The sequence below is a fragment of the Ventrimonas faecis genome, assembly GCF_040096075.1.
Taxonomy (GTDB): Bacteria; Bacillota; Clostridia; order Lachnospirales; family Lachnospiraceae; genus Brotaphodocola; species Brotaphodocola faecis.
On sequence record NZ_JBBMFJ010000007.1, the window covers coordinates 1 to 13,214 of the forward strand.

At 49.7% G+C, this 13,214-nt stretch carries 11 protein-coding genes, 1 tRNA gene and 1 other annotated feature; of the genes, 11 read left to right on the top strand and 1 reads right to left on the bottom strand.

What is annotated here, in order from left to right; translation table 11 throughout:
- Positions 1-101: 101 nt before the first annotated feature.
- The 11 genes from WMO41_RS04875 to WMO41_RS04925 all read left to right on the top strand — a co-directional run bounded on the left by WMO41_RS04875 (position 102) and on the right by WMO41_RS04925 (position 11,944).
- A tRNA-Glu gene (locus WMO41_RS04875) sits at positions 102-173 on the top strand.
- Between the two features lie 189 nt (positions 174-362).
- Entirely contained in the window at positions 363-1,058 is a 696-nt protein-coding gene (locus tag WMO41_RS04880) for a hypothetical protein (protein WP_349228798.1), read from the top strand.
- Entirely contained in the window at positions 1,055-1,867 is an 813-nt protein-coding gene (locus WMO41_RS04885) for an ABC transporter permease (protein ID WP_349228799.1), read from the top strand. The genes WMO41_RS04880 and WMO41_RS04885 overlap by 4 nt, the downstream gene beginning before the upstream one ends.
- Positions 1,854-2,570 (top strand): ABC transporter ATP-binding protein, encoded by a 717-nt coding sequence (locus WMO41_RS04890; protein WP_349228800.1) that lies wholly within the window; start codon positions 1,854-1,856, stop codon positions 2,568-2,570. The genes WMO41_RS04885 and WMO41_RS04890 overlap by 14 nt, the downstream gene beginning before the upstream one ends.
- 15 nt (positions 2,571-2,585) lie before the next feature.
- Positions 2,586-3,620, top strand: a complete 1,035-nt coding sequence (locus WMO41_RS04895; RefSeq protein ID WP_349228801.1) for an ABC transporter substrate-binding protein — start codon at positions 2,586-2,588, stop codon at positions 3,618-3,620.
- Between the two features lie 501 nt (positions 3,621-4,121).
- On the top strand, positions 4,122-5,738 hold the full coding sequence (locus WMO41_RS04900) for an FGGY-family carbohydrate kinase (protein ID WP_177291943.1): 1,617 nt from the start codon (positions 4,122-4,124) through the stop codon (positions 5,736-5,738).
- Between the two features lie 142 nt (positions 5,739-5,880).
- Positions 5,881-6,576: an L-ribulose-5-phosphate 4-epimerase gene (locus WMO41_RS04905; RefSeq protein WP_177291944.1), complete on the top strand. Its 696-nt coding sequence runs from the start codon at positions 5,881-5,883 to the stop codon at positions 6,574-6,576.
- A 111-nt stretch (positions 6,577-6,687) separates the two neighbouring features.
- Positions 6,688-7,341 (top strand): fructose-6-phosphate aldolase, encoded by a 654-nt coding sequence (gene fsa / locus WMO41_RS04910; RefSeq protein WP_349228802.1) that lies wholly within the window; start codon positions 6,688-6,690, stop codon positions 7,339-7,341.
- Positions 7,342-7,471: 130 nt separating this feature from the next.
- Positions 7,472-7,819: a binding site (T-box leader), on the top strand.
- A 75-nt stretch (positions 7,820-7,894) separates the two neighbouring features.
- Positions 7,895-9,079, top strand: coding sequence for a tryptophan synthase subunit beta (gene trpB, locus WMO41_RS04915; protein ID WP_349228803.1), 1,185 nt, complete (start codon positions 7,895-7,897; stop codon positions 9,077-9,079).
- Complete coding sequence (gene trpA, locus WMO41_RS04920) at positions 9,072-9,848, top strand: tryptophan synthase subunit alpha (RefSeq protein WP_349228804.1); 777 nt, start codon at positions 9,072-9,074, stop codon at positions 9,846-9,848. Before trpB ends, trpA begins: the two co-directional genes overlap by 8 nt.
- 164 nt (positions 9,849-10,012) lie before the next feature.
- Positions 10,013-11,944, top strand: coding sequence for a diguanylate cyclase (locus tag WMO41_RS04925; protein WP_349228805.1), 1,932 nt, complete (start codon positions 10,013-10,015; stop codon positions 11,942-11,944).
- An 82-nt stretch (positions 11,945-12,026) separates the two neighbouring features.
- Here the strand turns inward: WMO41_RS04925 and WMO41_RS04930 are convergent, their stop codons facing one another.
- On the bottom strand, positions 12,027-13,118 hold the full coding sequence (locus WMO41_RS04930; protein WP_349228806.1) for a ribonuclease H-like domain-containing protein: 1,092 nt from the start codon (positions 13,116-13,118) through the stop codon (positions 12,027-12,029).
- Between the last annotated feature and the right edge of the window lie 96 nt (positions 13,119-13,214).

Genomic DNA, 13,214 nt, shown 5'->3' on the forward strand with positions numbered 1-13,214 from the left:
CACTAATAGGTCGAGGGCTTAACCAAGACGGTTTAGGTAAAGAAACGGATGAAATTCAATATGTGGTTTTGAGGGTACATGTCATATTAAAAATAGAATACGGCCTCGTGGTCAAGCGGTTAAGACGACGCCCTCTCACGGCGTAAACCCGGGTTCGATTCCCGGCGAGGTCATATTGATCCAGACATGTTTGTCTGGATTTTTTATTTCTAAGTGAGAAAATCTGCTGTTGACAAATCCCTACAAGTTTGATATGCTTTTCAGCACGGGTTAGCAAATGCTAATTATAAAAGAATTTCATAGAGAGAAGACTAGAAACAGAAAACAAAGACAACACAGGCTGACAGCAAGAGGAGAATCATTTGACATATTTATGGATTAACCCGGTATCGGAGCGTATGGTATCGGAGAAGAATTTGAAACAAATTTTGACAGAACACCAGCTTACGCAGGTGCGTTGCCGGGAAGACTGGGGTGGCATCGTGTTAAAACAGTATGCCAAACTAATGGAACACGCAGATGGAATTGTGGCGGATGCCAGGTGTCCCGAGGCGGTAAATCTGATTGAACGATACAATGAAGAACAGAATCTTTCCATTCAGGTGGCAGATATTGAACCAATCCTGATTCACTGTGCCAGAGAACTCAGCGAGCGGACGGATCTGGCAGGTGGTGAGAAGATCATCACCACTCCTTGCAGAATTCTGGCAGAGCAGGGAAATGCACTGGAGCTGCCGCGAACCCGTTTTGTGAGCTGGAAAGACTTTCTTTCGGAACTAGGAGAGAGACTGGAACCGGCACCGGAATCCAGTCCGATTCCGCCGGGATTTTTTGCGGGACTGTCTGTACCGGTATTTAGTCTGAGCGGGCAGGAAGAGATTGAAGAATATCTGCGAGATGAAATAATACAGGAAACGACAGGCGGAGTGCTGACTGGAACGACAGAGGCAGGAAATCGGAACGGGAAGAAAGATACAGCCAGGGCAGAGCGCAGTCCACTGCTTCTGGAACTTCTCTACTGCCGGCAGGGCTGCCATATGGGGGATGGAGTGCGATGAACAGTAAAATCAGTGGAGACACCGCGAGTGCTTTTTCGGTGCGCAAGGCAATCAGATCCTGGGCCCAGCCTCTGGCCGGCGTGGCTATTGTGTTTGCAGTCTGGTATCTGGTCTGCAAAGCAGAAATCTTAAGTGTCTATGTCCTTCCAACGCCGGAAAAGGTATTCCACAGTTTCCTGAAAATGTTGCAGAGCGGGGAACTGGCAAGAGACATCGGAATCAGTTTTTTACGTGTTCTGAAGGGCTTTGCTATCGCCTTTGTGCTGGCCTTTGTGCTTGGTATGTTCCGGGCATTATTTCCGGAAACTTTCGGTTACTATGAGCATACGGTGCAGTTTTTCCGCAATGTACCGCCGCTCAGCATGATTCCTTTACTGATTTTGTGGTGCGGCATCGGAGAGACCACCAAGACAGTCATTATTGTACTGGCCTCGTTTTTTCCCATGTATTTGAACATTGTAAAGGGCTTTACCGGCTGTGATAAAAAGCTGCTGGAAGTCGGAACCATGTTTGGATATTCCGAGCGGCAGAAGTTCTTCCGTATTGTGCTTCCCTACGCCATGGCAGATATTCTGGTGGGCATGCGTATTGGACTGGGGTACAGCTGGCGTGCGATTATCGGAGCGGAGATGGTGGCTGCTTCCACCGGACTGGGCCACATGATTCTATTTGCCCAGCAGATGTCCCGCACGGACAAGGTCATTGTAGGTATTCTGGTGATTGGAATCGTGGGTTATGTGACGGACCGTTTTTTTGGTGCGTTTATCAGTATCTTTTTGAAAGGATCTGGGGAAAATGGCTGGAATTAAACTGAAAAACATACAGAAATCCTATCTGGTGGAAGACCGAAATGTGCCGGTTTTAAATGGCATTGATCTTGATATTCCGCACGGACAGTTTACGGTAATTCTGGGGCAGAGCGGTTGCGGAAAGACGACACTTTTGCGGCTGACCGGCGGTCTGGAACCGGCTGATTCAGGTGAGATTTTGTGGGAAGGCAATCACAAGACGGCTTTTGTATTTCAGGAGCCGCGTCTGATGCCTTGGCTGACGGTCTGGGACAATGTGGTTTTCGGATTGAAAAAATCAGAGCAGAATAAAGAAAAAATTCAGAGTCTCATTGGAACGGTGGGACTTTCTGGTTTTGAGAAAGCCTATCCGTCCCAGCTTTCCGGCGGTATGAAGCAGCGGGCGGCCATTGCGAGGGCACTGGCTTATGAGCCGGATTTTATTATGATGGATGAGCCCTTTGCGGCTCTTGATTATTTCACCAGGGAACAGATGCAGAAAGAGCTTCTCCGGGTGCAGAAGGTGAAGCACAGCAGCATCCTGTTTGTGACTCACAGCATTGATGAGGCGCTGATCTTGGGTGACCGGATTGTGGTCATTGAAAGGGGAATGGTGAAAAAGATTTATCCGGTGGAGACACCGGCAGAGGAGCGCAATCTCCTGGATGATGGTTTTATTTCCCTGAAACGGGATATTATAAACAACTTAAATTTTATCAACTAGAGGAGGAACACAATTATGAGAAAATGGATCGCACTGGGTCTTGCAGCATGCATGACTGTATCAGCCCTGACCGGATGCGGCAGCGCTAAGAAAGAGACGGAGGCAGAGACTACCGTGGCAGAGAGCAGTGTGGAAGAGACTTCTGCAGAAGAGACCACCGCAGAAGAAAGCGAGGCAGCAAAATCTGATCTGGATAAGCTGGTATTTACTTACGTTACTTCGCCGTTAAACGTACCAACCATCATCGAGAAGAATCAGGGCATTTTCGCAAAGGATTTTGGCGAGATGGGAATTACCACCGAGTATGCAGAGTTGACCTCTGGTGCAGACCAGACTCAGGCACTGGCTTCCGGAGATGTACAGGTTCTGTACGCAGTTGGTGCAACTTCTGTGATCCTGTCTGCAGCAAACGGCGCAGATATTAAAGTATTAAATATGTACAGCCGTTCCCCGAAGGCATTCTGCATGTACTCCAAGGATGACACCTTAACCAGCCCGGAGAGCTTAAAGGGCAAGACCATCGCAGGTCCGACCGGAACCAACCTGCATGAACTGTTAGTGTCTTATCTGGCCCAGGCTGACATGACTCTGGATGATGTGAATTACGTCAACATGAGTATTCCGGACGCAAAAGCCGGTCTGGACGGCGGCAGCGTAGATGTGGCTTTACTGGCAGGCGCAACCGCTTACAACGCAGAGAAGCAGGGTTATCACAAGGTAACCGACGGCGAAGGCCTTATCAAAGCCATCATCGCAGTAGCAACCACCCAGAAGTTCTATGATGAGCATCCGGAAGTGATCGCGCAGCTGGAGAAGTCTCAGCAGGAGATTGCAGACTTCATGAAAGAGAACCCGGACGAGACCATGAGCATCGTGGCAAAAGAGCTGGATCTGGATGAGGATGCTGTCAAAGAGATGTACGATTACTACGATTTCTCCCTGGACATCACCGATGATGACAAGGACGGCTTCCAGAAGACCGCAGACTTTATGCTGGAGTCCGGCATGATCGACGAGGCCCTGGATGTTAATACACTGTTCATTCAGTAATTCATTTAAATTTCAAAACGAAAAGAAGGGCAGGCTGCCATAGGGTAGAAACTATGGTGGGCCTGCTTTTTTGAGCTTTAGGAAACTTTCTTGTGGTTTTTGTTTGGATGGGTTCATATGGATACAAACGACAACTTGACTCCCGTTTTGCGGCGGAACCGGTAAAGTTCCGGCCGGATGAAAAGCTGTCTGTAAAAATTTACATATAAAACAGATCATACAGAAAGAAACGGGTGTTGTAAAGAAGCAGCAAACCGCGTAAATACGGGAATTACACGGCAGTTTTACTCAGTGGCATCCGGAGTGCCGGAAAGACATGATTACCAGAAATAACTGGCAATATTCGACAAAATCCAGTCAAAAATACATGACAGGATTTTACTGTTTTGCGAAAGAAAGTACAACATTGTGACAGAAATACAAAAAGCAGCCGAAAAAGACAAGACAATTTTGTGAAAAAGTAGTAAAATGGTCTCATAAAATGCAAGGAGGATCATACGCATGAGTGCAAACAAAGAAACCATCGCACAGTGGATCCGGGAAAAGAAGACCGCTCTCGGTATCGAGTTCGGTTCCACCCGGATCAAAGCTGTTTTAGTAGGGGAGGACCATACGCCCATCGCGTCCGGTGCCCATGACTGGGAGAACCGCCTGACCGACGGCATCTGGACCTATACTCTGGAGGATATCTGGACCGGCATCCAGGACGCATACGCAAAACTGGCAGAGGATGTAAAGAGCCAGTACGGCGAGACCCTGCATGCAGTCGGCGGCATCGGCATCAGCGCCATGATGCACGGCTATATGGTATTTGACAAAGCCGGAGAGCTTCTGGTTCCGTTCCGCACCTGGAGAAACACCATCACCGCGGAGGCATCTGAGAAGCTGACAGAGCTGTTTGCGTATCCGATCCCGCAGCGCTGGAGCATTGCGCATCTGTATCAGGCTATCTTAAATGGAGAGCCGCATGTACCGGACATCGACTACATGATCACCCTGGAGGGCTATGTGCACTGGAAACTCACCGGACAGAAGGTACTGGGTATCGGTGATGTAGCCGGTATGTTCCCGGTGGACATCCACAACCACGATTTTGACCAGAAGATGGTAGAGAAGTTTGACGCTCTGGTAGCAGACAAGGGCTATTCCTGGAAGCTGCGCGACATCCTGCCGAAGGCTCTGGTAGCAGGTGAGGACGCAGGCAGCTTAACTGCGGAGGGCGCAAAACTGCTGGATGTGAGCGGAAACCTGGAGGCAGGCATCCCAATGTGTCCGCCGGAGGGCGACGCAGGAACCGGCATGACCGCCACCAACAGCGTAAAGGTCCGCACCGGTAACGTATCCGCGGGCACCAGTGTATTTGCCATGGTCGTTCTGGAAAAAGAATTAAAGAAGGTACACCCGGAGATCGATCTGGTTACTACCCCTGCCGGAGACCTGGTTGGCATGGTACACTGCAACAACTGTACCTCCGACTTAAACGCATGGGTCGGCCTGTTCAGAGAATTCATGGAGAGCATGGGCATGGAGGTAGACATGAACCGCCTGTTCGGTGTTCTTTACAACAAGGCATTAGAGGGAGACAAGGACTGCGGAGGCCTGCTGGCATACAACTACTTCTCCGGCGAGCACATCACCGGTTTTGAAGAGGGACGTCCGCTGTTTGTACGCCGCCCGGATGATAAATTCAACCTGGCTAACTTTATGAGAACCCATCTCTACACTTCTCTTGGCGCGTTAAAGACCGGTCTGGATATCCTGTTCCGCGATGAGCAGGTAAAACTGGATGTCCTGCTTGGACACGGCGGCCTGTTTAAGACTAAGGGCGTAGGCCAGAAGATCATGGCAGCCGCAGCAGGAGTTCCGGTTGAGGTCATGGAGACCGCAGGCGAGGGCGGCGCATGGGGCGCAGCACTCCTGGCATCTTACCGCGTATGGAAGGAAGAGGGCGAGACCCTGGACGCTTACCTGGAGAAGAAGGTATTCGGCGGCCAGCACGGAACCGTCATGGAGCCGGACGCAGAGGATGTGAAGGGCTTCGACGAGTTTATGGTACGCTATCACGCAGGACTGCCGATCGAGCGGGCGGCTGTGGAGACTCTGCCGGAGAAAGCTTGAAAAATATGCACGCTGCAGATGGGAGTGGAGGTTACCAGGCCGTCTGCAAAGCTGCTGAAATAAAACAGATGTACTCCCGGGGAACCGGCCGCAGAGACAGGTGCGGAAGAACCGGGAGACAGAATGAGGGAGGAATAGCAGTATGCTGGAAGCATTAAAACAGCAGGTATATGAAGCAAATATGGAGCTGCCGAAGCGCGGCCTCATCACCTACACCTGGGGCAACGTCAGTGGAATCGACCGTGAGAGCGGCCTGTTTGTCATCAAGCCGAGCGGTGTTGATTATGATCTGTTAAAACCGGAAGATATGGTGGTTATGGACTTAAACGGAAACCGGGTAGAGGGAACCATGAACCCGTCCTCCGACACCCCGACCCATGTGGAACTTTATAAGGCATTCCCGGAGATCGGCGGCATTGTTCACACTCATTCCCCGCACGCAACTGCCTGGGCGCAGGCCGGAAGAGGACTTCCGTGCTACGGAACCACCCACGCTGATTACTTCTACGGCGAGATTCCGTGCGCGAGAAACTTAACCCCGGAGGAAATCGAGGAAGGTTATGAGAAGAACACCGGCCTTGTCATCGTAGAGACTTTTAAGGGCAAAAACCCGATGTACGTTCCGGCTGTGCTCTGCAAAAACCATGGCCCCTTCACCTGGGGCAAGAATGCCGCAGAGGCGGTTCACAACGCAGTGGTTCTGGAAGAAATCGCAAAGATGAACTTCATGACGGAGCTCATCAATCCGAACGCAGACAACCGCACACCGCAGTGCATGCAGGACAAGCATTTCTTAAGAAAGCATGGTCCGAACGCATACTATGGCCAGAAAAAATGAAAAGTTATATGAATGACAAAATTGTATGAAATAGGTAAAATCTGTTGCAATTCATGCAAATAGAGATTACTATTTCTATAGAAAAATAAATCCAAGGGGGAATTTTGAATCATGAAATTTTTCGTAGATACCGCAAATGTAGATGAGATCCGCAAAGCAAATGATATGGGCATTATCTGTGGTGTAACCACCAACCCGTCCCTGATCGCAAAAGAGGGCCGTGACTTCAAGCAGGTTATCGCAGAGATCGCTTCCATCGTAGACGGACCGATCAGCGGTGAGGTAAAGGCTACCACCACCGACGCAGAAGGCATGATCAAAGAAGGCCGTGAGATTGCAGCCATCCATCCGAACATGGTTGTAAAAATCCCGATGACCGTAGAGGGATTAAAGGCTGTTAAGGTTCTGCACGCAGAGGGCATCAAGACCAACGTAACCCTGATCTTCTCCGCAGCACAGGCTCTGCTGGCTGCAAGAGCAGGCGCAACCTACGTTTCTCCGTTCTTGGGCAGACTGGATGACATTTCCATGCCGGGTATCGATTTAATCAACGAGATCACAGAAATCTTCATGATGCACGACATCCAGACCGAGATCATCGCAGCAAGCATCCGCAACCCGATCCATGTCATCGACTGCGCAAAGGCTGGCGCTGACATCGCAACCGTACCATACAAGGTATTAGAGCAGATGACCAAGCATCCGTTAACCGATCAGGGTATCGCAAAATTCCAGGCAGACTACAAGGCTGTATTTGGAGAATAATTTCGGTACATAACACAAAGAATCAGAAAACGCGTCCGGCGAGGGCGCGTTTTCTTTGCAAAAAAATTGAAATTGGTAGTTGACAGATTCTTTGACCTGTGCTAACTTTAAACCAATTAAAATAAACATTCGAAAGTCGATGATCAAAGAGAGTACATCTGGAGTGACATCACAGAGAGCTGCCGGCTGGTGGAAGGCAGTATGAAGCTTCTTTTGGAATGGGTTTGTGAGACGCCAGGCGAACGCTTTGCAAGTAGCTGAGGCCGTGTTCCAGCGTTAATGGATACGGGTATCGAGAACAGATCTTACAGTTTTCCGTACCTGGATATGAGACAGATTGGTGGCAGATATTCCGATGTGGGATATCTGCTTTTTGTTTATTCAGAGGATCCTGGAGAGCAGAAAGCAGAGCGAACACGAAGGAACCTGGCACTGTCTGTGAAAATCGGGTGGCACCACGATCACATTCGTCCCGGCATGGCAAAACGCTATGCCGGGACGTTTTTTGTTTCATTTATTTTCGAAGCAATTTCAATTATGAGGAGGAAACACGATGAGCAAAGGCAGATTTGGAATTCATGGCGGTCAGTACATTCCGGAAACTCTGATGAATGCAGTGATCGAGCTGGAAGAGGCGTACAACCGTTACAAGGATGACCCGGAATTCAACCGGGAACTGACCACGATGTTAAATGAGTATGCAGGAAGACCGTCCCGTCTTTACTACGCGGAGCGCATGACAAAGGATCTGGGTGGAGCAAAGATTTACTTAAAGCGCGAGGATCTAAACCATACCGGCGCACACAAGATCAACAACGTGATCGGTCAGATGCTCCTGGCCAAGAAGATGGGCAAGACCAGAGTCATTGCCGAGACCGGAGCCGGTCAGCATGGCGTGGCCACCGCAACGGTAGCAGCCCTCATGGGAATGGAATGTGAGGTCTTCATGGGAAGGGAGGATACCGAGCGCCAGGCCTTAAACGTATACCGGATGCGCCTGTTAGGTGCCAAGGTTCACGCAGTTACCTCCGGAACCGGAACCTTAAAGGATGCGGTGTCTGAGACCATGAGAGAGTGGACCAACCGCATTGAGGATACCCACTACGTTCTGGGATCCTGCATGGGACCGCACCCGTTCCCGACCATTGTCAGGGATTTCCAGTCTGTCATCTCCAAAGAGATTAAGGAGCAGATGTTAGAGAAGGAAGGACGGCTTCCAGATGCTGTGCTGGCCTGTGTGGGTGGCGGATCCAATGCCATCGGTGCCTTCTATAACTTCATCGAAGATAAGGATGTACAGCTCATCGGCTGTGAGGCAGCAGGACGGGGCGTAAACACTGCGGAGACAGCGGCCACCATTGCCACCGGACGCCTGGGTATCTTCCACGGAATGAAATCCTACTTCTGCCAGGATGAATACGGACAGATCGCACCGGTATATTCCATCTCCGCCGGACTGGATTATCCAGGCATCGGACCGGAGCATGCGGCACTCTTTGATGCAGGCCGCGCCCAGTATGTAGCCATCACCGATGAGGAAGCCGTGGAGGCCTTTGAGTATCTGTCACGGACCGAGGGCATCATCCCAGCCATCGAGAGCGCCCATGCTATTGCTCATGCCATGAAGCTGGCACCGGCTATGGGAAAAGACAAGATCATTGTCGTAAATGTATCCGGAAGAGGAGATAAAGACTGTGTATCCGTAGCGAGATACAGAGGGGAGGACTTACATGAGTAATATCGCAAAGGCATTTGAAAAAGGAAAAGCATTCATCCCGTTCATCACCTGTGGGGATCCGTCCCTGGAGGTAACCGAAAAAATTGTTTACGCCATGGAAAAGGCAGGGGCAGACTTAATCGAGCTTGGCATCCCGTTTTCCGATCCGACGGCGGAGGGCCCGGTGATCCAGGAGGCCAACATCCGTGCGTTATCCGGCGGCGTTACCACGGACAAGATTTTTGATATGGTTGTGAAAATCCGAAAAAACACCCAGATTCCGATGGTGTTTATGACCTACGCCAATGTGGTTTACTCCTATGGAACGGAGCATTTTGTAAAAAAGGCAGCAGAGATCGGCATGGATGGCCTGATCCTGCCGGATGTGCCGTTTGAGGAGAAGGAAGAGTTTGATGTGGTGTGCCGCAAGTACGGACTGGATCTGATATCCCTGATTGCTCCGACCTCCCATGACCGCATCCGCATGATCGCGAAGGAGGCGAATGGCTTTGTTTACTGTGTATCGTCCCTCGGTGTAACTGGTATGAGAAGTGAGATCACCACTGACATCGGAGCCATGGTGAAGCTGGTGAAGGAAGCGAAAGACATTCCGTGCGCGGTTGGATTTGGTATCTCCACCCCGGAGCAGGCCGCGAAGATGGCCGGACTTTCGGACGGAGCCATTGTGGGATCGGCCATTGTGAAGCTTTGCAAAGAGTATGGAGCGGATGCGCCGGAGCATGTTGGGGAATATGTAAAGGCCATGTGTGAGGCCGTTCACAGGATGTAAAAATCCGGAATGGGCTGCAGCTTCAGCATTTGTCAGGCTGTGTCGAAATATGACGGATTATCGAGTTGTTATTTTCCGCGCAAAATGTTATCATAGATATATGATTTAACGCAGATCGAAAAATATCAGAAAACAGATCTGGCGCGCGAAAAGGCGGAACATACATGGCAGTAGACGAAAAGATAACAGCCAGACAGGCAGAAAAAGAAATAGAAAACTTCAAAAAGGTATTTCAGGCCGTCCGCCTGTTCACGGTTGAGGACGCAGACCATATCCGGGAGTCCTGCAGAGAAAATCAGAGTGGGTGTGAGAAATGTAATTTTCAGGAAATGGAACAGCAGTGTCAGAACTGCGTGGTTGCGAATGCGGCCGCCAGCAGAAGTGAGCGCGGAAAACTGGAGGTTTTTGACGGGGTTCTTTATCAGCTGATTGCCCGGTATGTGGAAATCGGTGGAAAAGAGTACGTGATGGAGCTGATCCGTCTCCTGGATAACAAATGGTCATTTGGCCAGCTGAACCATGAAAAGCTTGTGGATCTGTTTGTTCATTATAATGATAAACTTTACAAAGATGCCATTACGGATGCGTTCAACCGCCGTTATTATGAAGACGAAATGAAAGAGCGTGAGTGGACAGCGGGAATTGCCCTTGTAGATCTGGATGATTTTAAGCTCTACAACGATACCTATGGCCACAATGCCGGAGACATGGCTCTTCGCACGGTTGCGGATGTCGTGAGAAAACATACCCGCAAATCCGATTGCCTGATCCGTTTCGGAGGAGATGAATTTCTTCTGGTCATGCCGGATATTGCGGAAGATGTTTTTAACAAAAAACTCCAGACTATCAAGAAACGGGTACATGAGGCCAACATTCCAGGCTATACCAAATTGCAGATTTCCATCAGTGTAGGCGGAACACTCTGCCAGAACGAAAAGATTGATGCTGCGGTTACCAGAGCGGATCATCTCATGTATCAGGCGAAGAACAACAAAAATATGGTGGTGACGGAGCAGGAAGAAAGCAGGCTGAAACAAAGCGGTGCCGTGCATAAACAGAAGATCCTTGTAGTCGATGATTCCGAGATGAACCGGGAAATTCTCATCACCATGCTGGAAGATGATTTCGATATCATTGTGGCTGAGAACGGAATGGAATGCATGGAACTCCTGAAGCAGTACGGAAAGGAAATCTCTGTGGTGCTTCTCGATATTGTCATGCCGGTTATGGATGGCTTTGAGGTCCTGACACACATGAACCGGAACCGCTGGATCGAGGATATTCCGGTCATCATGATTTCCAGTGAAGAGTCCGACGCATACATGCGCCGGGCGTTCCAGCTTAGGGTATCTGATTACATCAGCAGGCCCTTTGACAACTATGTGGTCCGCCAGAGAGTGTTTAACACCATTAAGCTGTACGCAAAGCAGCGCCGCCTGATCGCGCTGGTATCTGACCATATTCATGAGAATGAGAAAAACAGCCAGATGATGATCGAAGTATTAAGCCAGATCGTGGAATTCCGAAATGGAGAGAGCGGCCTTCATGTGCTGCATATTAAGATTCTGACAGAAATGCTGTTAGAAGGCATTCTGCAGCGCACAGACCAGTACCGCCTGACACCGGAAACATGCCAGATGATCTCGATTGCGTCCGCGTTCCATGATATCGGAAAAATTGGAATTGATGAGAAAATCCTGAATAAGCCGGGAAAACTGACTGCGGAAGAATTTGCCGAGATGAAGAAGCATACCCTGATCGGCGCTTCCATGCTGAGCAAGATGGAGCGCTATAAAGATGAGCCGCTGATCGACATTGCCTATCAGATCTGCCGCTGGCATCATGAGCGGTATGATGGAAAAGGCTACCCGGACGGACTGGTGGGAGACGAGATCCCGATTTCCGCCCAGATCGTATCCCTGGCCGATGTCTACGATGCCCTCATCAGTGAACGCGCCTACAAGAAGGGTTTCACCCATGAACGTGCGATTGAGATGATCCTTGGGGGTGAATGCGGAACCTTCAATCCGATTTTGATTGAGTGCTTTATGGAGATTGAGCAGAAGATCAAGCAGAAAATGCTGGAGATCCAGTAAATCATAATATGAGAAAGCAGCGAAACTGCCGGACAGGCACCAGGATGGTGCCGCCCGGCAGTTTCGTTGCTTTCCAATATTGTTATTTTAGATAGGAAAGAATTGCTTTTATGTATTTCTGCAGGGCAGCTTCATCGGCCAGGTATACATCGCCCAGGGCGGCGTAGCGCATTTTATCTTTGTATTCCTGTTTCATGACCGGCTCCCAGATATCTTCAAACTGGGGCAGGAAAAAGCCGGTGGTTTTGGTGTAGCAGTTGGATGCGCACGCTTTCACGCGGGCATCTTTGTCTACGCAGGCTCCGATGCTTTTGTGGACGGCCCGGTCTTCAAAGGGCAGATAGTAGTAGTCCTTATAGTCCGGGTAGAAATGCTTTAAGGTTCCTTCTGTCAGCTCTATCAGGAAGGTGATCTGGTCTTTCTCCATTACGCAGCGTGCCGGAGGCATGGAAGCCTTTACCGGAACCGGAAGGGAGCAGGAGCTTTTGCAGGTCAGCTTTAAAAGATGCCTGCAGCGTCCATTTGCGCCCGGTTCATCTACAATTTCCTGTTCAGACAATGTGAAGGGCTGCTCCAGAAAATCCGGGTAATTCAGGATCGGGAGGATAGAGGGCATGCCTTTTAAATCGTCTTCGTTGTGCAGAATGAGCAAGTCATACGGATCTTCTTCATGAGTCATCAGATAATCTTTGTATACCTCGATGAGCTGTCCGCCATTGTACTTATCCGTGCGGGCAATGCCAAGAAACTGCTCAATGGTTTTCTGCTTTAAGCTGTCCAGTCCAAGCAGGTTCCGGTACGGCTTTACTTTTTTGTAAATATCAAAGCTGGCAACATCGGAAAAGCTGTAGGGCAGGTTAAAATGCTTGCAGCGTTTTTGTAAAAACGGGATATCGAAGCCGTCTCCATTGAAATGGACCACGGTTTTATACTGTTTCAGAAAATCGAAGAAGTGATCCAGCAGGTCTTTTTCTGCCGCTTTGGTATCGGCAAACCACTGGATCAGGTTCCAGGTATTTTCCTTATAATAGGTGCAGCCGATCAGATACAGCTGGCACCGGTCACCGGAGAAGCCGGTGGTTTCAATATCAAAAAAGAGAAGCTCCTCCAGCTTTCCGATCCGCTCTAGCGGGTAGGTGTCGGGAAGCCGGAGCTTTTTTTCTATGGTGATCAATGTGTTGAACTCCTTATCTTTGGAAGTGTTGTAACTGTGAGGGTACTGAACAGTTACGAAGTGTTGGCAGATGAACTGCAACTCGATTATAGCGGT